This is a genomic window from Streptomyces sp. SM1 (assembly GCF_002910825.1).
In the GTDB taxonomy this organism is placed as follows: domain Bacteria; phylum Actinomycetota; class Actinomycetes; order Streptomycetales; family Streptomycetaceae; genus Streptomyces; species Streptomyces okerensis.
Window position 1 is genome coordinate 1 of the sequence record NZ_NEUB01000277.1, and the last position, 21,943, is coordinate 21,943.

Sequence of the window (21,943 nt, forward strand, 5' to 3'; positions counted from 1 at the left end):
GAGCTGCCGCTGCCGCCCGCGGCCCTCGGGGCGGGGCTGCTCGGCGCGCTGGCCTTCGGTGACGAGTTCCGGCACCCCGCGCTGGCGGCGGACCGCGGCACCGTCCCCCGGCGGCTGGGGCTGCTGACCGCGAAACTCCTCGTCGCCTCGGTCACCGCACTGGTGCTGGCCGTCCTGACCATCGGATGCGATGCCGAACTGCTCTACCTCGTCTACGGAGGGGAGGTCGTCGAGGTTCCCGCCGACTGGCTCCCGCTGAGTGCGGGTTGGCTCGGCCTGGTGACGGGATGCGCCTGTGCCGGCGTACTGGCCGCGGGCGTCTTCCGGTCCACCACCGCCGGGGTCGCCGCGGTCGTCGCCGTGCCCCTCCTCGTCGTACCCCTCGTGCACAAGGTGCTGGAAGGGCCGTCGGTGCGCACTCCGTCGGCCCTCTCGGAGCGGCTGCGCGACGGGCTGCCGCTCGGGTGGCCCTTCGGCGGGGAGCGCCACCTCGACGCGGTCCTGCGCCTGGTCGCCCAACCCGTGGGCGGGGCACTGGCGTTGTCACTGGCGGTGCTGCTCTGCGCGTACCTGCTCACCACCCTGCGGAACAGGGTCCGATGACGACCGTCGATGAACACATCGGCCTGCCCGTGCTCACAACTCATCGTGAAAAGCTCACTTCTTTACGATAAGGCGTCAATTGCGACGTGGTGAGCGATCACCCTTTCGTGTGCTTTTCACCAAAGACCTCAAGGGAGTTGGGAACGGCGCCGACAAAGGATGCGTGAGTACCCTTGCGCACACCATGATGACCGCCGCCCGCTCCGCAGACTCCGGCCTCACGAGCCCGGGCGAACTCGACCGCTACCCCTTCGGTGAGGCGCCCCCCACCGACCGCGTCGGGGGCCCCGTCTGGGACGGCGGGGACCCGGAGCTCGGCCGTGTGGGCCGCCGCGCGGGAGGCAGCCGCGGACGCGGGCTGCACGGCCAACTCGTCCAGCAGTTGGGGCAGATGATCGTGTCCGGAGACCTCGGCGCCGACCGCCCGCTGGTTCCGGAGGAGATCGGCCAGCGCTTCGAGGTCTCCCGTACCGTCGTCCGCGAGTCGCTCCGCGTCCTGGAGGCCAAGGGCCTGGTCAGCGCCCGGCCGAACGTCGGCACCCGGGTGCGTCCCGTCAGTGACTGGAACCTCCTCGATCCGGACATCATCGAGTGGCGGGCCTTCGGGCCGCAGCGTGACGACCAGCGCCGTGAGCTCAGCGAGCTGCGCTGGACGATCGAGCCGCTCGCCGCCCGGCTGGCGGCCGGTCACGGCCGGGAGGACGTCCAGCAGCGCCTGTCCGACATGGTGGAGATCATGGGGCACGCGATGGGGCAGGGCGACGCGCTGACGTTCGCCCGCGCCGACTCCGAGTTCCACTCCCTGCTCATCCAGGTCGCGGGCAACCGGATGCTGGAGCACCTCTCCGGGATCGTCTCCGCCGCGCTCCATGTCTCCGGGGGTCCGGTCGCGGGCTGTGAGCGGCCGGGTGAGGCCTCGCTGGCGCACCACGGCCGGATCCTCGACGCCCTCGCGGGCGGCGACGGTGCGGCGGCCGAGGCGGCCATGCGGCAGCTCCTCACCGTCCATCCCGAGGTGGAACGCGTGGTGCCCGCGCCGCGCGAGCACTGACCGCGTTCCGCGGACGGCCCGGTGCGGCCTGCCACCCCCCTCCTGTGGCAGTGTCCCGCCCCTGAGCCGTCCCCCTCGGACCCTGTGGGATCAACGGCGATCCACAGGGTCCGAGGGCGAAAAGAGCAGCGGAGAGGCCCGGAGAGACGCCCCCCTCGCCCCCCGGTGAACGCCTCTGTCCCCGTATGCGCCCTTCTGATCATTTACGGGGTGTGACTCGGGCCACGCGGATTGGGCGTAACGCTCCTCGGGAGAACGCGATGACCTAAGAGGTGACAGCCGCGGAGGGAATACGGACGCCAGTCATGGCGCTGTGCCTCTTCCCGGCCCCCGCCCGCACCGTCGGCCCATCCCCAAGCCGGCGGTCGGCTCCTGTTCCATCGTGGACGGGGCCGGAAGCCGTTTTCCAACGTTCCGAGAGGTTGTTCGTGTCGGCCAGCACATCCCGTACGCTCCCGCCGGAGATCGCCGAATCCGTCTCTGTCATGGCGCTCATCGAGCGGGGAAAGGCTGAGGGGCAGATCGCCGGCGATGACGTGCGTCGGGCCTTCGAAGCTGACCAGATTCCGGCCACTCAGTGGAAGAACGTACTGCGCAGCCTCAACCAGATCCTCGAGGAAGAGGGTGTGACGCTGATGGTCAGTGCCGCAGAGCCCAAGCGCACCCGAAAGAGCGTCGCAGCGAAGAGTCCCGCCAAGCGCACCGCCACCAAGACGGTCGCGGCCAAGACGGCGACCGCCCGGAAGGCCACCGCCACGGCCACGCCGGCGGCGCCCGACGACGACCCCGCCGCCGAGGAGGAGGCACCCGTCAAGAAGGCGGCTGCCAAGAAGACCACCGCCAAGAAGGCGACGGCGAAGAAGACCACCGCCAAGAAGGCGGTCGCCAAGAAGACCGCGGCCAAGAAGGACGACGCCGAGGCGGTCGACGAGGAGACCACCGAGGAGACCAAGGCGGAGGAGCCCGAGGGCACCGAGAACGCCGGTTTCGTGCTCTCCGACGAGGACGAGGACGACGCGCCGGCCCAGCAGGTCGCCGCCGCCGGTGCCACCGCCGACCCGGTCAAGGACTACCTCAAGCAGATCGGCAAGGTCCCCCTCCTCAACGCCGAGCAGGAGGTCGAGCTCGCCAAGCGCATCGAGGCGGGCCTGTTCGCCGAGGACAAGCTGGCGAACTCCGACAAGCTGGCGCCGAAGCTCAAGCGCGAGCTGGAGATCATCGCCGAGGACGGGCGCCGCGCCAAGAACCACCTGCTGGAGGCCAACCTCCGCCTGGTGGTCTCCCTGGCCAAGCGCTACACCGGTCGCGGCATGCTCTTCCTGGACCTGATCCAGGAGGGCAACCTCGGTCTGATCCGCGCGGTGGAGAAGTTCGACTACACCAAGGGCTACAAGTTCTCCACGTACGCCACCTGGTGGATCCGTCAGGCGATCACCCGCGCGATGGCCGACCAGGCCCGCACCATCCGTATCCCGGTGCACATGGTCGAGGTCATCAACAAGCTCGCCCGCGTGCAGCGCCAGATGCTCCAGGACCTGGGCCGCGAGCCCACCCCGGAGGAGCTGGCCAAGGAACTCGACATGACCCCGGAGAAGGTCATCGAGGTCCAGAAGTACGGCCGCGAGCCCATCTCCCTGCACACCCCGCTGGGCGAGGACGGCGACAGCGAGTTCGGTGACCTCATCGAGGACTCCGAGGCGGTCGTCCCGGCCGACGCGGTCAGCTTCACGCTGCTGCAGGAGCAGCTGCACTCGGTGCTCGACACCCTGTCCGAGCGCGAGGCGGGCGTCGTCTCCATGCGTTTCGGTCTCACCGACGGTCAGCCGAAGACCCTCGACGAGATCGGCAAGGTGTACGGCGTCACGCGTGAGCGCATCCGCCAGATCGAGTCCAAGACCATGTCGAAGCTGCGCCACCCGTCGCGCTCCCAGGTGCTGCGCGACTACCTCGACTAGGCCGCACCGCCACGACGCGTCGTCGTGCGCCGCGTCCGTGAAGGCCCGGTTCCCGTTCTCGGGAACCGGGCCTTCACGCTGCCGCGCGGGTGCGGGCTCCGCGGAGGTCGATCACTCTGGGTGCTTCAGGAGCACCCCAGTGTGAGGAGCGCGCATGCGACGTCGTCTTGCCCGGGCCCTGGTCCGGCCGCTGGCCCTCGTGGCGGCGGGGAGCCTCATACCGCTGGCCTCGGCCGGTCCGGCGGCTGCCGACAGCATCGTCGTCGGCGGGTTCCCTGTCGAGGTCTCGCAGAGTCCGTGGACAGTGGCGCTGTCCAGTCGTGACCGGTTCGGAGGTACGCGGGCGGGGCAGTTCTGCGGGGGTGTGGCGGTCGGCCGGACCACCGTGCTCACCGCGGCGCACTGCATGGGCAAGGAGGTGCTGGGGGCGTCGCCGGAGCGGGTGCGGGATCTCAGGGTCATCGCGGGACGCACCGAATTGCTCTCGGAGCGTGGCCAGGAGATCGCCGTACGTGACACCTGGGTGAACCCGGGCTATGACGGTGCCACCAATTCCGGGGACTTCGCCGTGCTCAGCCTGGCCGAGCCCTTGCCGCCGGGCTCGGTCATAGGCATGGCGGGGGCGGGGGATCCCGCCTACCGCGCGGGTACGGCGGCCACGGTCTACGGATGGGGGGACACCACGGGCTCCGGCGCCTACGCCGGCAGTCTGCACGCGGCGCGCGTACGGGTGCAGCCGGACGCGCAGTGCGAGCGCGCGTATCCCGGAGATTCCGAGGGGACCTACCGGGCCGGGACGATGCTGTGCGCGGGGGAGGCGGCAGGAGGGCCCGACGCCTGCCAGGGGGACAGTGGCGGACCGCTGGTTGCCCAGGGGCGCCTGATAGGCCTCGTGTCCTGGGGTGCCGGCTGCGGCTGGGCGGGCAGCCCCGGCGTCTATACGCGCATCTCCGACGTTCTGCGGACGCTCGGGTGGCCGTAGACCCGAACGGGCCCCGGAGGGCGCCTGGGGGCCGCTGAGCGGCATCGGGCGCCCGTCGGCGACACGGCCGAACGCGAACGGGCGGCTGCCTCCGAAGCGGAGGCAGCCGCCCGTTCGCCGGCCTGTGCCGGGCTGCTCGTCGTAGGACGCGAGGTGTCAGCGCTCTTCGTCGGGAGTCGTCGCCGGAGCGGTCAGCCGCTCCGTCTCGTCCTGTATCTCGGCGGCGATCTTCTTGAGTTCCGGCTCGAACTTGCGGCCATGGTGGGCGCAGAAGAGCAGTTCTCCGCCGCTCAGCAGGACGACGCGCAGGTAAGCCTGGGCGCCGCAGCGGTCGCAGCGATCGGCGGCCGTCAGTGGGCTCGCGGGGGTCAGAACAGTAGTCACGTCGCCTCTTCTCTAGCTCGACGAGCTGTCGTACCAGGGTCAACATCCAACCAGCCCCAAAACGTTCCCGCTCGTGGCTTCTCCTCGAAAAAATCTTTCCGAGGTGGGTGGCTGTTGCCGGTTGGCGGCGAATGTGCCGTAGTGCGTGTCTGATGTGTCGTACGGATTCGCGTTCTATCGGTGGTCGGCCCTCCCGGCTGGGTTGCCGGTTGTTCATGAGGACGTGCCCGGAGCCTAAATGGTTCATGCCTGGAAGGGAACGTGATGTGTGCTTCACTCCATCGAGGGATCGAACAGGCATACGACACTCGACTAGGGTGTGACGGAGACGAGGGTGGCGTGACAACGGCTCTACCAGGCCTCGGTACCCTCTCACCGGTGACTGAAGCCGCGCCCTTACCCATGAGGGCCCCATCTGAAATTCAGCGAGGAGCGAACCGCGTGACCGCCGAGACGTCCGTGCCGTCCACAGCGCTGCTGGCAGGAGCAGACCGGGACGGTTCCAACTACACCGCGCGGCACCTGCTCGTCCTCGAGGGGCTCGAGGCCGTGCGGAAGCGCCCCGGTATGTACATCGGATCCACCGACAGCCGTGGTCTGCTGCACTGCCTCTGGGAGATCATCGACAACTCCGTCGACGAGGCCCTCGGAAACCACTGCGACCACATCGAGGTGGTCCTCCACGACGACGGCTCGGTGGAGGTCCGGGACAACGGCCGGGGCATCCCGGTCGACGTCGAGCCCAAGACCGGCCTCTCCGGTGTCGAGGTCGTCATGACCAAGCTGCACGCCGGCGGCAAGTTCGGCGGCGGCTCGTACGCCGCCTCCGGCGGTCTGCACGGCGTCGGAGCGTCCGTCGTCAACGCGCTCTCCGCGCGGCTCGACGTGGAGGTGGACCGCGGTGGGCACACCCACGCGATCAGCTTCCGGCGCGGTGTCCCCGGTGTCTTCGCCGCCATGGGCCCGGACGCGAAGTTCGAGGCCGGGAGCGGGCTGCGCAGGACCAAGAAGATCCCCAAAACCCGCAGCGGTACGCGGGTGCGCTACTGGGCCGACCGCCAGATCTTCCTCAAGGACGCCAAGCTCGCCCTGGAGACGCTGCACCAGCGCGCCCGCCAGACCGCGTTCCTGGTGCCCGGCCTGACCATCGTGGTCCGTGACGAGTACGGGCTCGGCGACGGCGGCAGCAAGGGCGAGGAGTCCTTCCGCTTCGACGGCGGCATCAGCGAGTTCTGCGAGTTCCTCGCCACCGACAGGCCCGTCTGCGACACGCTCCGCCTCACCGGACAGGGCACCTTCAAGGAGACCGTCCCCGTCCTCGACGAGCACGGCCAGATGACGCCCACCGAGGTCACCCGTGAACTCGGCGTCGATGTCGCGATGCGCTGGGGGACGGGCTACGACACCACGCTCAGGTCGTTCGTCAACATCATCGCCACCCCCAAGGGCGGCACCCACGTCGCCGGTTTCGAGCAGGCCGTCGCCAGGACGATGAACGAGGTGCTGCGCACGAAGAAGATGCTGCGCGTGGCCGAGGACGACATCGTCAAGGACGACGCCCTGGAGGGCCTCACCGCGGTGGTCACGGTCCGGCTGGCCGAGCCGCAGTTCGAGGGCCAGACCAAGGAGGTCCTCGGCACCTCGGCGGCCCGCCGCATCGTGAGCACCGTGATCTCCAGAGAGCTCAAGGCGTTCCTGACCTCCACCAAGCGTGACGCGGCCCAGCAGGCCCGCGTCGTCATGGAGAAGGCCGTCGCCGCGGCCCGGACCCGTATCGCGGCCCGCCAGCACAAGGACGCGCAGCGCCGCAAGACGGCCCTGGAGTCCTCCTCGCTGCCCGCAAAGCTCGCCGACTGCCGCAGCGACGACGTCGACCGCAGCGAGCTGTTCATCGTCGAGGGGGACTCCGCCCTCGGTACGGCCAAGCTCGCCCGGAACTCCGAGTTCCAGGCGCTCCTGCCGATCCGCGGGAAGATCCTCAACGTCCAGAAGTCGTCCGTGACGGACATGCTGAAGAACGCCGAGTGCGGCGCGATCATCCAGGTCATAGGAGCCGGCTCGGGCCGGACCTTCGACATCGACACGGCCCGCTACGGCAAGATCATCATGATGACCGACGCCGATGTCGACGGTTCCCACATCCGCACGCTGCTTCTGACGCTGTTCCACCGCTACATGCGGCCCATGGTGGAGGCCGGCCGGGTGTTCGCGGCCGTCCCGCCGCTGCACCGCATCGAGCTGATCCAGCCCAAGAAGGGCCAGGACAAGTACGTCTACACGTACTCGGACCGGGAACTGCGGGACACGCTGATGGAGTTCCAGAGCAAGAACGTCCGCTACAAGGACTCGATCCAGCGCTACAAGGGCCTCGGCGAGATGGACGCCGACCAGCTGGCCGAGACCACCATGGACCCGCGCCACCGCACGCTGCGCCGGATCAACCTCACCGATCTGGAGGCCGCCGAGGAGGTCTTCGACCTCCTCATGGGCAACGACGTCGCCCCGCGCAAGGAGTTCATCTCCAGCTCCGCGGCGACCCTGGACCGGTCCCGCATCGACGCCTAGCGGCCGCACCGGGCGCGTGCACGGTCCAGTCACCTGATGGGGTGAACGGGAACGGGAAGAAGAGTCAGGGATCTTCCCGTTCTGTCCATCCTTGGGCATGCAGCCAAGCAATTCGGGGGATGTCTCCTACGACGATCCCTGGTACGACGCCCTGGCCTCGGGCTGGGGCGAGTCGGCCGACGCGCGGGTGCCGTCGGGGCCACGCGAGCAGGACACCACCGCGGCGGCCGCCGACGTCTACCTCGAGGTACAGCGCAGCGCGGCCTTCCGGGAAGTGCGCAGCAGGTACCGGCGGTTCGTCGTCCCGGCGGTCATGGTCTTCCTCACCTGGTACGTGGCCTACGTCGTGACCGCCACGACCCTGCCGGGGCTGATGGCGCGGCCCGTCGCGGGCGCCGTGAACCTCGGGATGCTGGCGGGACTCGGCCAGTTCCTCACCACCTTCCTGCTCACCTGGGCCTATGCGCGTCACGCGCGGCTGCGCAGGGACCGCGCGGCGCTGGAGCTGCGCTGGGACACCCAGGAACTGGCGCGAGGCCGGGGCGGTGCGTCATGACGGCCGATCACCAGACGTCGGCGCTGCTGCTGTTCGGCGTGTTCGTCGCGGTCACCCTGGGCATCACGACCTGGGTGAGCCGCCACCGGCAGGGTTCGGCCGAGGAGTTCTACGCGGGCGGCCGGCTCTTCTCCCCGATGGAGAATGGTTTTGCCATCGCGGGCGACTACATGTCGGCCGCCTCCTTCCTCGGCATCTCCGGACTCATCTGCCTCGTGGGCTACGACGGGATGCTCTATTCGGTGGGTTTCCTGGTGGCCTGGCTGGTGGTGCTCTTCCTGGTCGCCGAACTGGTGCGCAACTGCGGCCGCTTCACCCTCGCCGACGTGGTCGCGGCGCGCATGCGGGAGCGGCCGGTACGGATCGCGGCGGGAACCTCCTCGGTCACCGTGTCCGTTCTGTACCTGGTGGCGCAGATGGTGGGTGCGGGGAGCCTGGTCGCCCTGCTGCTGGGCGGCACCGGCGAGGCCGCGCAGGCCTGGACGGTCGTCGGCGTCGGCGTCCTCATGGTGATCTACGTGTCGTTGGGAGGGATGCGGGCCACCACCTGGATCCAGATCGTCAAGGCGGTCCTGCTCCTCGGCGGCACCGTCGTCCTGACCGTCCTGGTCCTGCTGCGGTTCCACGGCGACATCAACCGGCTGCTGCACACGGCGGCCGAACGCAGCGGTCACGGGAACGCGTTCCTGGCGCCCGGACTCGCCTACGGCCAGGACTGGACCGCGCGGTTCGACTTCATCAGCCTGGGACTCGCCCTGGTGCTCGGCACGGCGGGGCTGCCGCACATTCTGTCCCGCTTCTACACGGTGCCCACCGCGCGGGCGGCACGGCGTTCGGTCGTCTGGTCGATCGGGCTCATCGGCGGCTTCTACCTGATGACGATCGTGCTCGGCTTCGGCGCCGCCGCCCTCATCGGACCGGACGCCGTACGCGCCTCCAACGCGTCCGGGAACACCGCGGTGCCCCTGCTCGCGCTCGACCTGGGCGGCGGCGCCGGCTCCACGGGCGGCACGGTCCTGTTCGCGGTCGTCGCCGCCATCGCCTTCGCCACGATCCTCGCCGTGGTCGCCGGGATCACCCTCGCCTCCTCCGCGTCCGTCGCGCACGACCTGTACGCGTCCCTGCGACGCCGGGGCGGAAAGCCGCGCAGCGAGGTGGCCGTGGCCCGCGTCGCCGCGGTGGGCATCGGACTGCTCGCGATCGCCCTCGGCCTGCTGGCCCGCGATCTCAACGTCGCGTTCCTCGTGGGCCTCGCCTTCGCCGTGGCCGCCTCCGCCAACCTGCCCGTGCTGCTCTACTCCCTGTTCTGGCGCGGCTTCACCACACGCGGTGCGGTGTGGTCCGTCTACGGAGGTCTGGTCCCGGCCGTGGTGCTGGTACTGCTGTCCCCCGTGGTGTCCGGAAGCCCCGGATCACTGTTCCCCGGCATCGACGTCCAGCTCTTCCCGCTGCAGAACCCGGGGCTGGTCTCCATCCCGCTGGGCTTCCTCGCGGGCTGGCTCGGCACGGTCACCTCCGCCGAGGTCCCGGACGAGTCCCGGCACGCGGAGACCGAGGTGCGGTCACTGACCGGTGCGGGGGCGGTGTAGCCGCCGGCGGAGACGGAAGGCCCCGCCGTCCGTATGGAGGGAGGGCACGGTTCCTTCCCCCGCCCCCATGGGCCGTGCCCTCAGGCGCGGGTCGCCCACACGTAACGGTGTTCCGGGCGGCCCGCGTCCCCGTACCTGAGGCTCAGGGTGGCCCGTCCGGTGCGCTCCAGGAGCTTCAGGTAGCGCTGGGCGGTCTGGCGGCTCACCCCGGTGCGTTCGGCGATCTCCTGGGCCGACAGCGGGCCGTCGGCGCTCATCAGGGACCGCCGGACCAGCTCCGCGGTGGCGGGGGAGTGCCCCTTGGGCAGCTGCGGCTCGGCCGCCGCAGACAACGCGCCGAAGATGCGGTCCACTTCCGCCTGCTCGGCCTCACCGCCGCCGTCGAGGGTGCGGCGCAGTTCCGCGTACGCCTCCAGCTTGGCGCGCAGTCCCGCGAAGGCGAACGGCTTGACCAGATACTGCAGGGCCCCCTGACGCATCGCCGCCTGTACGGTCTCCACGTCACGGGCCGCCGTCACCATGATCACGTCGGTCTGGTGGCCGCGCCGGCGCATCTCCCGGACGATCTCGAGTCCCGTCCCGTCGGGCAGATAGTGGTCCATGAGCACGAGATCGGGCCGGGGCGGCGCCTCCAGGGCGGCGAGCGTCTCGGCCGCGCTGTGCGCCCTCCCGGCGGCATGGAAGCCGGGCACCTTCCCGACGTAGGCGGCGTTGACCCGTGCGACACGGAGGTCGTCGTCCACCACCAGGACCTCGATCACCGTGACTCCTCCTCGGCGGTCGGCGGGGTGCGGGCCCCGGTGAGTGCGGGCTCCGCGCCCTGCTCGTCGGTCAGGGCCTCGGGCAGGACGACGGTGAACTCCGCGCCCCCGCCCCGCCCCGCGCCTCGCCCACGCTCACGCCGCCACCCTGCCGCTCGGCGAGCCTGCGCACCAGGGGCAGCCCGATGTCGCGTTCCCGGTGGGCCGGCGGCTCCTTGGTGGACCAGCCCTCGGCGAAGACCGACTCGCGGTGCTCGGGCGGGATCCCGGGCCCCGTGTCGCGCACCACGAGCACCGCGGTACGTCCCTCCGCGCGCAGTTCGACCTCCACGCGCGCGTGGGACGTCCCGGCGACGGCGTCCAGGGCGTTGTCCACCAGGTTGCCGACGACGGTGACGATGCCCCGCGGGTCGATCAGCCGGTCCGGCAGCCGGGTCCCGTCCGAGACCCGCAGGGCGACTCCACGCTCGGCCGCGACCGTCGCCTTGCCCACCAGGAGTGCCGCGAGCAGGGGGTCCCGGATCTTCTCGGTGACCTGCTCCGAGGTGGCCCGGTGCTCGCCGACGACCTCGCCGACGAACTCCGCCGCGTCGTCGTACATCTCCAGCTCCAGCAGCCCCAGCAGGGTGTGCATGCGGTTCGCGTGCTCGTGGTCCTGGGCGCGCAGCGCGTCGATCAGCCCCCGCGTGGAGTCCAGCTCCCGGCCGAGCCGGTCCAGCTCCGTGCGGTCGCGCAGGGTGGCCACGGCGCCGCCGTCGTCGGTCGGCATCCGGTTGGCCACCAGGACCCGCCGGCCCCGGACGGTGAGCAGATCGGTGCCGGTCACCCGGCCGGCGAGGACATCGGCGGTGCGTCCCGTGCCGAGTGCCTCGTCGGGAGAGCGGCCGACGGCCTCCTCACCGACGCCCAGCAGGCGCTGCGCCTCGTCGTTCAGCAGGCGGACGCGACCGCCGCGGTCCAGGGCGACCACGCCCTCCCGGATGCCGTGCAGCATGGCCTCCCGTTCCGCGAGCAGCGACGCGATGTCGGAGAAGGCCAGATCGCGGGTCTGCCGCTGCACCCGCCGGGAGATGAGCCAGGCCGCCAGCGCGCCCACGGCCAGAGCACCGCCCGCGTAGGCGAACAGCCCCGGGATGGCGTGGATCAGCCGGGCCCGCACGCTGTCGTAGGCGATGCCGACCGAGACCGCCCCGACGATCTTCCCGCCGGCGTCCCGCAGTGGCACCTTGCCCCGCGCGGAGCGTCCCAGGGTGCCCTTGTCGATCTCCATGACGTCGTGTCCGGCCAGCGCCTCACCGGGGTCGGTGGAGACCAGGCCGCCGATCCGCCGTGGATCGGTGTGCGACCAGCGCACGCCCCGCTCGTCCAGCACCACGACGTACTCGGCACCGGTGGCCTTCCGGATCCGTTCCGCCTCCCGCTGCACCGGTCCCTCCGGCGACGGCCCGGTGCTGCGCACGTCCTCCGCGATCTGCGGCTGCTGGGCGGTGGTCTGCGCGATCGCGAGCGCGCGGCGCATCGCCTGGTCGTCCAGCTGGTCGCCGAGCGGGGCGAGGAACAGTCCGGTGGCGAGCACCGCGACTCCCGCGGCGATCGCCAGCTGCATCAGCAGGACCTGCGAGAACACTCGCCGCGGCAGGCCGAGGCGCAGGCGGCGTGCGGGGGGAGTGGGGCTCATACCCCTGACGGTACGTGGACGGCCACGGGGCACCGCAGGGGTGTGGCGGGGATCGCCCGGACCCGTGGACCGCCCCGCGCCACGGCGCTCCCACGCCACGACGCCACAGTGCGCGGGCGGACCGGCGGCGGACCTGCGGACCGGTGTGGGTGTCCCCGCGGGACGGTCAGCCCCGGGGTGTGCCGACACGGCGTACCCGCGGTCCGCCGCGCCCGCGGGGCGGACCACCCACCAGGGCCGCCGAGGTCAGCTCACGGATGTCCACCACGTCCATCCGCGCGGGCGAGCCGAGTACGGACCCGCAGCTCTCCGGGCGGGGCGGAAGCGACGCGCCCTGGACGACCTCCACCCGCCACCGGCGTCCGTCCGCGTGGGCGACGGTCACCACCCAGCGGGGCGCGGCTCCCTCCGTCGTCACGACGCTCAGGACCTCGGCGGCGTACTCGCCCACCGCGCGGCGGACGGCCAGCTCGGCGGCCTGGCCGGGCCGCTCCCAGGCGGAGCCTCCCCGGCACCCCTCCACGACGATCCGGCCCTCCTGCACACGGTGCAGCACTTCCTTGACGGCATGCGCCTCGGCCCTGCCGTACGCGTAGCCGTACGGCAGCACCAGCACCGTGGGCGAGAACCGGTGCCCGCCCAGGTGGGTGACCTCCCAGACACCCTGGACACCGGAGGCGGCCAGCTCCGCCGCCAGGGGCCGCCCGAGGAGGGCGCAGCAGCGGTCCCGTTTGCCGTTGGTGCAGACGAGGGCGAGCGGGTCGCCCGTGCGGGGCCCGCCGCCCAGCACCGTACCCAGGGTCCCGGATTCGCCTCGGCCCAGTGCGGCGAAGTCGAGACCGAGCAGGTGATCGGGGTCCGTGACCGTGGCGGCGTGCAGCCACACGTTTCCCGGAACGGTGTGGGCCACGTACACCTGGCGCGCGGCAGGCACCCCGCTGTCCGCGTGCCGCCCGGCGCGGCGTATGAGGGCGATCCGCACCCCGGTGCCCTTCGCGGCAGCCTCCAGGGCGCGGCCCAGTGAGGGATCGAGATGACTCGAGGTGAGCGCCCTGGCACCCCAGGGGCCGGGCTGCTCCAGCAGCAGCCAGGTCCGCGCGGTGGCCGCGGTTCCCGCGACCGGCTCCTCGAGCTCGCGGGAGACGGTTGAGCACGTACTACTCACAGAGGTGAGCCTAACCTGAGTTGCTCAGGCGTGACGTGTCGCCCCGTGTGAGTCCTGTTCTGGAAGGTGCCGTCCTCCGTACCGGAGGCCCGGCACTGATTCCGTACCGGGCCTCGCGAGGCTGTGGTGAGCAGGATGCGGTGCGCCTGCTCGGTCGGGGCGGCCCTGCAGCGTCGATGGTGTGCGGAGGGCTGAGGTGGCGAAGCCGAGGGTGGGCTCGCTGCCCGGATGCGGTCTTCGGCTCAGACGTCGGGGATGTCGGCCTTGGCGCGCAGCAGCGTCTCCCGGGAGACGACGACGATGCGTTCGTAGTCGGCGCGACCGGCGTCCGCGGGCAACTCGCCGTCGAGTTCCGCTGTGGCCTCCGTGCCGATGACGGCGAAGTTGCCGTCACTGAGCTCGAAGACGTCAGGACAGGTTTCGCCGTTCAGGCTGCCTCGTTCGCGTGGTGACGATCCGAGACGGCGCACGATCTTCAATGAAGGCCCCGATCCGTGTGTTAGTTGATCACAGAGAACAGGGCGGATTATCGCGCCGCGGTGAGGGCTCTGCTGGCGAATCGTGCAAGCTTCACGAAAGTCCCCACGATCAGCTCTGCTGCCGTCTGGCCGGTTGACGTCGGGGCAGGGTCCGCGACAGGACGGTCCGGTGGCTGTCGGTCGCGGCTCCGAGGCTCTCAGGGTGCCTCTTCGGCGGGCGGAATGCCCACGACCCACCATTCGTCGGTCTCGGCATCGTCCAGGTCCGCGATCAGCGTGTCGACCATTCTCCCCGCGCGTGCCTCGTCGGAGGACTCGACGAGGCTCGCCCGGTGAGGGCGTGTTGCGTCCCAGTAGGCGCGGAACACGGGGTTACGGCAGGTGATGCGTAAGTACCCGTGCAGTTCCTCCCATGTGACGAGGCCGATGCGGTACGCCAGCAACGCGTTCGAGTAAAGCGCGTTGGCGAAGAGGAACTGGCGACGCCGCGTGGAGGACTCGACCTCCACGGTGCTCAGCACGGCGGCCAGGTCGGGATCCGCCAGGGCCTTGTCCAGCAGGTACAGCTGCAGTTTTTGCTGCTGGGCGAAGCCGGCCGGCGGGCGTCCGTGATCCGGTCCGTTCCCGTGACGTCCCCCGTCGCGCAGGGTGCGCCGTACGAAGACGGCCGTCAGTACGCCTACGGTGAAGGCGAGACCCGCTCGGGTGGCGGCCCCGCGTCCCCGCAGCCCAAAATTCTGTGTGGCCATGTCAAGTACCCCCGATCGGGCCGCCGTCCGCCGGTCGTCGGGGTGCGGGTCGACTGTGGGAAACCGGCGAGCGGTGGGCGGCGTGTGCCGCCCTCCAGGTTGCCGAGCGGCTCTGATCGGCGGGAAGGCGGAGAAGAGGCGCACAGAGGGAAGCGAGGGTCGCACAACCCGGCGCCCTGCCCAACGTCTGCCCCGCGCGTGTGGCTAACAATCGTTCACATCGGCGCGGTTCTCACTGCTCGTATCCTGGTGCGTCAGTCGATGCCCGGACTTACGCACAGACGCGAGCCGGGGTACGCCCAGGTGTGAGAGGGGTCGCGTGGTGGTGCGCAGTGGTGGGCGGCAGATTCCGGTCGTGGTGTTGGCCGGATTCCTCGGCTCGGGGAAGACCACGCTGCTCAATCACCTCCTTCACCGCAGCGGTGGCAGCCGTATCGGGGCGGTCGTGAACGACTTCGGGGCCATCGAGATCGATGCCATGGCCGTGGCCGGGGCGCTCGGGGACTCGACGGTGTCCCTCGGCAACGGGTGTCTGTGCTGTGCCGTCGACGGCAGTGGGCTCGACGTCTACCTCGAACGGCTCGCCCGGCCCTCCGCCGGGATCGACGTCATCGTCATCGAGGCCAGCGGACTCGCCGAACCGCAGGAACTCGTGCGGATGGTGCTCGCCAGTGAGCACCCGGGGATCGTCTACGGCGGGCTCGTCGAGGTGGTGGACGCCGCCGAGTTCGACGCCACCCGGACCAGGCACCCCGAGATCGACCGGCACCTGGCACTCGCCGATCTGGTGGTCGTCAACAAGGTGGACCGGGTCGCGGACGCCGAGCGGGTGCCGGCGCTCGTGCGGTCGCTGGTCGACCGTGCGGCCGTGGTGCCGGCCACGCACGGCCGTATCGATCCCGAGTTCCTCTTCGACTGCCGGCCCGCCGAGGAGCGCGTCGGGCAGTTGTCGTTCGACGATCTGCACCGCGACGGCGACGAGCACACCGGGCATCTGCACACCGCGTACGACAGCCTCTCCTTCGCCACCGGGCGCCCGCTGGACCCACGGCGGCTGATCCGGTTCCTGGACAGCCGGCCCGAGGGCCTGTACCGGATCAAGGGGTACGTCGACTTCGGGCCGTACGACACCGGCAACCGGTACGCCGTGCACGCCGTGGGGCGGTTCCTGCGGTTCTACCCCGAACCCTGGACGCCCGGCGCGGAGCGGCTCACGCAGCTCGTCCTCATCGGGACCGACATCGACGCCGCCGCCCTCCGCCGGGAACTGGAGGCATGCGGGAACGACGGCGCCCCACACGCCGACGAGCAGGGCATGTGGGGCGTCCTGCGCTACGTGCAGGGGGCCGCGGAGGACCCTGCGGCCTAGGCCTGGCCCTGGACCGGGCCGGCCACCACCGACACCGTCTTCGCCAGGGACACGCCCGAACCGTCCCGGCGCGGGTCGGGCTCGGGGAGGTCCACCGCGGCACCGCTCTTCTGGGCGGCGCGGGCCGGGGTGGGGCCCGCCCAGGCCAGGGACAGACAGTCCTCGCCCTTCAGGAACCGCTGGCACCGCACACCGCCGGTGGCCCGCCCCTTGCGCGGATACTGGTCGAACGGGGTCAGCTTGGCCGTCGTCTGGACGGAGTCGTCCAGCGTGCCGCGCGAGCCCGCGACGGTGAACACCACCGCGTCCACCGCGGGATCGACCGCCGTGAAGCAGATGACCTTCGCGCCCTCGGTGAGCTTGATGCCCGCCATGCCGCCCGCGGGGCGGCCCTGCGGACGGACCTGCGCCGCCGGATAGCGCAGCAGCTGCGCGTCGTCGCTGATGAAGACCAGGTCCTCCTCGCCCGTGCGCAGTTCCACCGCCCCGACGATCCGGTCGCCCTCCTTGAGGGAAATGACCTCCAGCTCCTCCTTGTTGGCGGGGTAGTCGGGCACCACCCGCTTGACGACGCCCTGTTCCGTGCCCAGCGCCAGGCCGGGCGACGACTCGTCGAGGGTGGTCAGGCAGACCACCTGCTCGTCGTCCCCCAGGGACACGAACTCGGCGAGCGGCGCCCCGCCCGCGAGGTTCGGCGTCGGCATCGTCTCCGGGAGCTGCGGCAGGTCCACGACGTTCAGCCGGAGCAGTCGGCCGGACGACACGACGACACCGATCTCACCGCGGGCCGTCGCCGGTACCGCCGAGACGATCATGTCGTGCTTGACCCGCTTGGCGCCGGCGGCGGAGGTCAACGGGGCGTCGTTCGCCGTGCGGGCGAGCAGCCCCGTGGCGGACAGCAGCACGCGGCACGGGTCGTCCGCCACCTGAAGCGGCACGGCGGCGGCCGGGGCACCGCCGGACTCCAGCAGGTGCGTACGGCGGTCGTTGCCGAACTTCTTCGCCACCGCGGCCAGTTCGGCGGAGACCAGCTTGCGCAGCTCCGCGTCCGAGTCCAGGATCCGGGTCAGCTCCTCGATCTCCGCGTTCAGCCGGTCCTTCTCGGCCTCCAGCTCGATCCGGTCGTACTTGGTGAGACGGCGCAGCGGCGTGTCCAGGATGTACTGGGTCTGGACGTCGCTGAGCGAGAAGCGCTCCATCAGACGCTGCTTGGCCTGTGCCGAGTTCTCGCTGGAGCGGATGAGACGGATGACCTCGTCGATGTCCAGCAGGGCCGTGAGCAGGCCCTCGACCAGGTGCAGACGGTCGCGCCGCTTGGTGCGGCGGAACTCCGAACGCCGGCGTACGACGTTGAAGCGGTGGTCGAGGTAGACCTCGAGGAGTTCCCTGAGGCCCAGGGTGAGCGGCTGGCCGTCCACCAGGGCCACGTTGTTGATACCGAAGGACTCCTCCATCGGCGTCAGCTTGTACAGCTGCTCCAGTACCGCCTCCGGCACGAAGCCGTTCTTGATCTCGATGACCAGGCGCAGCCCGTGCGCGCGGTCGGTGAGGTCCTTGACGTCGGCGATGCCCTGGAGTTTCTTCGAACCGACCAGGTCCTTGATCTTGGCGATCACCTTCTCCGGTCCGACCGTGAAGGGCAGCTCGGTGACGACGAGGCCCTTGCGGCGGGCCGTCACGTCCTCCACCGTGACCGTCGCGCGGATCTTGAAGGTGCCGCGGCCCGTCGCGTAGGCGTCGCGGATGCCGGACAGGCCGACGATCCGGCCGCCGGTGGGCAGGTCGGGGCCCGGGACGTGCTTCATCAGGGCGTCGAGATCGGCGTTCGGGTACCTGATCAGGTGCCGCGCGGCCGCCACGACCTCGCGCAGGTTGTGCGGCGGCATGTTGGTGGCCATACCGACGGCGATGCCCGACGCGCCGTTGACCAGCAGGTTCGGGAACGCGGCGGGCAGCGCCACCGGCTCCTGTTCCTGGCCGTCGTAGTTGGGCCCGAAGTCGACCGTGTCCTCGTCGATGGACTCGGTCATCAGGCTGGTGGCCTCGGCCATCCGGCACTCGGTGTACCGCATCGCGGCGGGCGGGTCGTCGTTGCCCAGCGAGCCGAAGTTGCCATGACCGTCGACGAGGGGGACGCGCATCGAGAACGACTGCGCCATGCGCACCAGGGCGTCGTAGATCGAGGCGTCGCCGTGGGGGTGCAGCTTGCCCATGACCTCGCCGACGACGCGGGCGCACTTCACGTAGCCGCGCTCGGGCCGCAGCCCCATCTCGTTCATCTGGTAGACGATGCGGCGGTGCACCGGCTTCAGGCCGTCGCGCGCGTCCGGCAGGGCGCGGGAGTAGATGACCGAGTACGCGTACTCGAGGAAGGAGCCCTGCATCTCGTCGACGACGTCGATGTCGAGGATCTTCTCCTCGTACGAGTCGTCGGGCGGCGGGGTCTTCGTGCTGCGGCGGGCCATCGCTGCCGGCTCCTTGCTGAAGCGTTGGGACGGGATCTGACGCGGACCATTGTGGACTGCCGCACTGACAGGCGGGACCAGGAGCTGGTCCCGGGCGGTCGGTCTGTCGGGGTGCGGTGGCGCGAGCAGGGTACGCGGCGCCGGCGTTCCGCCTCCGCGCGGGGTTGCGCGACACCGGGGCGAAGCCGGGGAGGCTGGACCGCCCGCCGTGACCGGGACGGGGCCGCGCGCGGGCGCGTGCGGAGGGTGACCGTGCCTGGCCCGTTCAGGGGTTCTCGCTCTCGGCGTAGCCGCCCCCGCCGGGAACTTCTCCGGCCGTCCACGCGCTTGCATACAGTGGCAGGACCGGCAGAAACGGCGGTTTCGACGACCGCCTCCGCGATCGAAGGGACGTACATGCCCATGGGTCACACGGCCACAGCCCAGGCAGGCTCCGGCGGGCTGACAGCGACCGAGCACCGCCTGGCCAACGGCCTGCGCGTGGTGCTCTCCGAGGACCACCTGACCCCGGTCGCCGCGGTGTGCCTCTGGTACGACGTGGGTTCGCGCCACGAAGTCAAGGGACGCACCGGTCTGGCTCACCTTTTCGAGCACCTGATGTTCCAGGGCTCCGCCCAGGTGAAGGGCAACGGTCACTTCGAGCTGGTCCAGGGCGCCGGCGGCTCCCTGAACGGCACCACCAGCTTCGAGCGCACCAACTACTTCGAGACCATGCCCGCCCACCAGCTGGAGCTCGCCCTCTGGCTGGAGGCCGACCGCATGGGCTCCCTGCTGACCGCCCTGGACGACGAGTCCATGGAGAACCAGCGGGACGTCGTCAAGAACGAACGCCGCCAGCGCTACGACAACGTGCCCTACGGCACGGCCTTCGAGAAGCTGACCGCGCTCTCGTACTCCGAGGGCCACCCGTACCACCACACGCCCATCGGCTCGATGGCGGACCTGGACGCGGCCACCCTGGAGGACGCGCGCCAGTTCTTCCGTACGTACTACGCGCCGAACAACGCCGTGCTCTCCGTCGTCGGCGACATCGACCCCGAGCGGACGCTCGCCTGGATCGAGAAGTACTTCGGCTCCATCCCCTCCCACGACGGCAAGCCCACCCCGCGCGACGGCTCGCTGCCCGACGTCATCGGCGAACAGGTGCGCGAGATCGTGGAGGAGGAGGTCCCCGCGCGTGCGCTGATGGCCGCCTACCGGCTGCCGGAGGACGGCACGCGCGCGTGCGACGCGATCGACGTGGCGCTCACCATCCTCGGCGGCGGCGAGTCCTCGCGGCTCTACAACCGTCTCGTACGGCGTGACCGTACGGCCGTGGCCGCCGGGTTCGGCCTGCTGCGGCTGGCCGGGGCACCGTCCCTGGGCTGGCTGGACGTGAAGACGTCCGGCGACGTCGAGGTGCCGGTCATCGAGTCCGCCATCGACGAGGAACTCGCCCGGTTCGCCGAGCAGGGGCCCACGGCCGAGGAAATGGAGCGCGCGCAGGCCCAGTTGGAGCGCGAGTGGCTCGACCGGCTGGGCACGGTCGCGGGCCGCGCCGACGAACTGTGCCGGTACGCCGTCCTGTTCGGCGACCCGCAGCTCGCCCTGACCGCCGTCCAGCGCGTCCTGGAGGTGACGTCGGAGGAGGTTCAGGAGGCCGCCGGGAAGCGGCTGCGTCCCGACAACCGCGCGGTGCTCGTCTACGAGCCCGTCGCCGCCGACGACACCGAGGAAGCCGCCGCAGCCGCCGGCACCGACGAGAACGAGGAGGCGGCGAAGTGACCGAGCTCGCCACGATGGACTTCCACCCGCAGCCGCAGGCCGGCGAGGCCAAGCCGTGGGCCTTCCCGGCACCCGAGCGCGGCACGCTCGACAACGGCCTCACCGTCCTGCGCTGCCATCGCCCCGGCCAGCAGGTCGTCGCCGTCGAGGTGCTCCTGGCCGCACCCCTGGAGGCGGAGCCGGCCGGTCTCGACGGGGTCGCCACGATCATGGCGCGGGCCTACTCGGAGGGCACCGACAAGCACTCCGCCGAGGAGTTCGCCGCCGAACTGGAGCGCTGCGGGGCCACCCTGGACGCGCATGCCGACCACCCCGGTGTCCGGCTCAGCCTGGAGGTCCCGGCCTCCCGGCTGCCCAAGGGGCTCGGACTGCTCGCCGACGCCCTGAGGGCGCCCGCGTTCGCCGACAGCGAGGTCGAGCGGCTCGTCCGCAACCGCCTCGACGAGATCCCGCACGAGCTGGCGAACCCCTCCCGCCGCGCGGCGAAGGAGCTCGCCAAGGAGCTGTTCCCGGCGAGTGCGCGCATGTCGCGCCCGCGCCAGGGCACCGAGGAGACCGTCACCGGCATCGACTCCGCGGCCGTACGCGCCTTCCACGAGAAGCACGTCCGCCCCGCGACGGCGACCGCGGTGATCGTCGGTGATCTCACCGGCGTCGACCTGGACGAGCTGCTCGGCGACACGCTGGGCGCCTGGACCGGCTCCGCGGCCCGGCCGCGGCCCGTTCCGCCGGTGGTGGCCGACGACACCGGCCGGGTCGTCATCGTGGACCGTCCCGGCGCGGTACAGACCCAGCTGCTGCTCGGCCGTATCGGCCCGGACCGGCACGACCGCGTGTGGCCCGCGCAGGTGCTCGGCACGTACTGCCTCGGCGGCACCCTCACCTCCCGGCTGGACCGCGTCCTGCGCGAGGAGAAGGGCTACACCTACGGCGTACGGTCGTTCGGCCAGGTCCTCAGGTCCACCCCGGACGGCACCGGTGCGGCGATGCTGGCCATCAGCGGCTCCGTCGACACCCCGAACACCGGACCGGCGCTCGACGACCTGTGGAAGGTGCTGCGCACGCTCGCCGCGGAAGGGCTCACCGACGCCGAACGCGACGTCGCCGTGCAGAACCTCGTGGGCGTGGCGCCGCTGAAGTTCGAGACCGCCGCGGCCGTCGCGGGCACTTTGGCCGACCAGGTCGAGCAGCACCTGCCGGACCACTACCAGGCGGACCTGTACCGGCAGTTGGCCGCGACCGGCACCGTGGAGGCCACCGCGGCGGTCGTGAACGCCTTCCCGGTGGACCGGCTGGTGACCGTCCTCGTCGGTGACGCGGCGCAGATCAAGGCGCCGGTGGAGGCCCTCGGGATCGGTGAAGTCACCGTGGTGAGCGCCGAGTAGCGAGCCGCCGCGAGGCACACCCGTGAGGGGCCCTGGTGACACGGATGTCATCAGGGCCCTTTTATGCCCGAATTGGGGCGGACGCTGCCTGTCTGCCCTGTGGGATGCGCTACAAAAACCCGGATCTGTTTGAGGATTGCGGGACGCCCCGCTTAGCGTCATCCGGGCTGTTCGTCGGGCAGTGCGCCGCACCCGCGGCACCGGACAGCCATCGCCGAGTCCCCGTACGGCGCGAGCCAGGGGAGCCGGGGACCCACATGAGTCCCTGGGGTGAATCGGACGCCCGCGCGTGTCGCGAGGGGGTCCGTAGGAGACCTTCCTGCTCCGAACCCTCCCCCAGTGCCTGAGCGGCCTGGGGGGACCCCCACCGCTAACCCGGCAGGCGAGAGGGAAGGAAAGGACCAGCCTGTACATGGCGTTCACCCGCGCCCCGGGCAAGCACC

At 71.0% G+C, this 21,943-nt stretch carries 16 protein-coding genes and 1 pseudogene; 10 read left to right on the forward strand and 7 right to left on the reverse strand.

Annotation, left to right across the window (positions count from 1 at the left end; all coding sequences use genetic code 11):
* From B9S61_RS06550 to B9S61_RS06565, 4 genes are all read left to right on the forward strand, one after another.
* Positions 1 to 603, forward strand: a 603-nt coding sequence (locus B9S61_RS06550) for an ABC transporter ATP-binding protein (RefSeq protein WP_103541384.1), incomplete at its 5' end; no start/stop codon positions are given.
* 163 nt (positions 604 to 766) lie between these two features.
* Entirely contained in the window at positions 767 to 1,654 is an 888-nt protein-coding gene (locus tag B9S61_RS06555; protein WP_103541385.1) for a FadR/GntR family transcriptional regulator, read from the forward strand.
* Positions 1,655 to 2,082: 428 nt separating this feature from the next.
* Positions 2,083 to 3,609, forward strand: coding sequence for an RNA polymerase sigma factor (locus tag B9S61_RS06560; RefSeq protein ID WP_103541403.1), 1,527 nt, complete (start codon positions 2,083 to 2,085; stop codon positions 3,607 to 3,609).
* A gap of 154 nt (positions 3,610 to 3,763) precedes the next feature.
* Complete coding sequence (locus tag B9S61_RS06565; protein WP_103541387.1) at positions 3,764 to 4,591, forward strand: trypsin-like serine protease; 828 nt, start codon at positions 3,764 to 3,766, stop codon at positions 4,589 to 4,591.
* Between the two features lie 156 nt (positions 4,592 to 4,747).
* Here the strand turns inward: B9S61_RS06565 and B9S61_RS06570 are convergent, their stop codons facing one another.
* Positions 4,748 to 4,975, reverse strand: a complete 228-nt coding sequence (locus B9S61_RS06570) for a hypothetical protein (RefSeq protein WP_103541389.1) — start codon at positions 4,973 to 4,975, stop codon at positions 4,748 to 4,750.
* Between the two features lie 441 nt (positions 4,976 to 5,416).
* On the opposite strand from B9S61_RS06570, the gene B9S61_RS06575 reads away from it, so the two are divergent.
* The 3 genes from B9S61_RS06575 (at position 5,417) to B9S61_RS06585 (ending at position 9,685) form a co-directional block, all read left to right on the forward strand.
* Complete coding sequence (locus B9S61_RS06575; RefSeq protein WP_103541391.1) at positions 5,417 to 7,540, forward strand: type IIA DNA topoisomerase subunit B; 2,124 nt, start codon at positions 5,417 to 5,419, stop codon at positions 7,538 to 7,540.
* Positions 7,541 to 7,637: 97 nt separating this feature from the next.
* The gene (locus B9S61_RS06580) at positions 7,638 to 8,096 is read left to right on the forward strand and encodes a DUF485 domain-containing protein (RefSeq protein WP_103541392.1); all 459 of its coding nucleotides are present in this window, start codon (positions 7,638 to 7,640) and stop codon (positions 8,094 to 8,096) included.
* Complete coding sequence (locus B9S61_RS06585; RefSeq protein WP_103541394.1) at positions 8,093 to 9,685, forward strand: cation acetate symporter; 1,593 nt, start codon at positions 8,093 to 8,095, stop codon at positions 9,683 to 9,685. The genes B9S61_RS06580 and B9S61_RS06585 overlap by 4 nt, the downstream gene beginning before the upstream one ends.
* An 80-nt stretch (positions 9,686 to 9,765) precedes the next feature.
* On the opposite strand, the gene B9S61_RS06590 is transcribed toward B9S61_RS06585, so the two are convergent.
* From B9S61_RS06590 to B9S61_RS06610, 5 genes and pseudogenes are all read right to left on the reverse strand, one after another.
* Positions 9,766 to 10,446, reverse strand: a complete 681-nt coding sequence (locus tag B9S61_RS06590) for a response regulator (protein ID WP_103541396.1) — start codon at positions 10,444 to 10,446, stop codon at positions 9,766 to 9,768.
* A pseudogene (locus tag B9S61_RS06595) lies at positions 10,443 to 12,124 on the reverse strand (ATP-binding protein). Before B9S61_RS06595 ends, B9S61_RS06590 begins: the two are co-directional and overlap by 4 nt.
* A gap of 166 nt (positions 12,125 to 12,290) precedes the next feature.
* Complete coding sequence (locus B9S61_RS06600; protein WP_103541397.1) at positions 12,291 to 13,289, reverse strand: sucrase ferredoxin; 999 nt, start codon at positions 13,287 to 13,289, stop codon at positions 12,291 to 12,293.
* Positions 13,290 to 13,531: 242 nt separating this feature from the next.
* Entirely contained in the window at positions 13,532 to 13,768 is a 237-nt protein-coding gene (locus tag B9S61_RS06605; RefSeq protein ID WP_103541398.1) for a hypothetical protein, read from the reverse strand.
* A gap of 197 nt (positions 13,769 to 13,965) precedes the next feature.
* Complete coding sequence (locus B9S61_RS06610; protein ID WP_103541399.1) at positions 13,966 to 14,517, reverse strand: DUF6082 family protein; 552 nt, start codon at positions 14,515 to 14,517, stop codon at positions 13,966 to 13,968.
* 319 nt (positions 14,518 to 14,836) lie between these two features.
* Between B9S61_RS06610 and B9S61_RS06615 the strand changes: the two genes are divergently transcribed.
* Complete coding sequence (locus tag B9S61_RS06615) at positions 14,837 to 15,886, forward strand: CobW family GTP-binding protein (RefSeq protein ID WP_374936189.1); 1,050 nt, start codon at positions 14,837 to 14,839, stop codon at positions 15,884 to 15,886.
* Here B9S61_RS06615 and B9S61_RS06620 read toward each other — a convergent pair.
* Complete coding sequence (locus tag B9S61_RS06620) at positions 15,883 to 18,351, reverse strand: DNA topoisomerase (ATP-hydrolyzing) subunit A (protein ID WP_103541400.1); 2,469 nt, start codon at positions 18,349 to 18,351, stop codon at positions 15,883 to 15,885. The genes B9S61_RS06615 and B9S61_RS06620 overlap by 4 nt on opposite strands.
* Positions 18,352 to 18,747: 396 nt before the next feature.
* Between B9S61_RS06620 and B9S61_RS06625 the strand changes: the two genes are divergently transcribed.
* Both B9S61_RS06625 and B9S61_RS06630 read left to right on the forward strand, forming a co-directional pair.
* On the forward strand, positions 18,748 to 20,115 hold the full coding sequence (locus tag B9S61_RS06625; protein ID WP_103541401.1) for a pitrilysin family protein: 1,368 nt from the start codon (positions 18,748 to 18,750) through the stop codon (positions 20,113 to 20,115).
* Complete coding sequence (locus B9S61_RS06630; RefSeq protein ID WP_103541402.1) at positions 20,112 to 21,500, forward strand: pitrilysin family protein; 1,389 nt, start codon at positions 20,112 to 20,114, stop codon at positions 21,498 to 21,500. Before B9S61_RS06625 ends, B9S61_RS06630 begins: the two co-directional genes overlap by 4 nt.
* Positions 21,501 to 21,943 lie beyond the last annotated feature (443 nt).

Bases quoted from the DNA above. Each gene is read 5' to 3' on its own strand.
- B9S61_RS06565 (WP_103541387.1), top strand. From the start codon at position 3,764: ATGCGACGTCGTCTTGCCCGGGCCCTGGTCCGGCCGCTGGCCCTCGTG.
- B9S61_RS06580 (WP_103541392.1), top strand. From the start codon at position 7,638: ATGCAGCCAAGCAATTCGGGGGATGTCTCCTACGACGATCCCTGGTAC.
- B9S61_RS06585 (WP_103541394.1), top strand. From the start codon at position 8,093: ATGACGGCCGATCACCAGACGTCGGCGCTGCTGCTGTTCGGCGTGTTC.
- B9S61_RS06610 (WP_103541399.1), bottom strand. From the start codon at position 14,517: ATGGCCACACAGAATTTTGGGCTGCGGGGACGCGGGGCCGCCACCCGA.
- B9S61_RS06620 (WP_103541400.1), bottom strand. From the start codon at position 18,351: ATGGCCCGCCGCAGCACGAAGACCCCGCCGCCCGACGACTCGTACGAG.
- B9S61_RS06625 (WP_103541401.1), top strand. From the start codon at position 18,748: ATGCCCATGGGTCACACGGCCACAGCCCAGGCAGGCTCCGGCGGGCTG.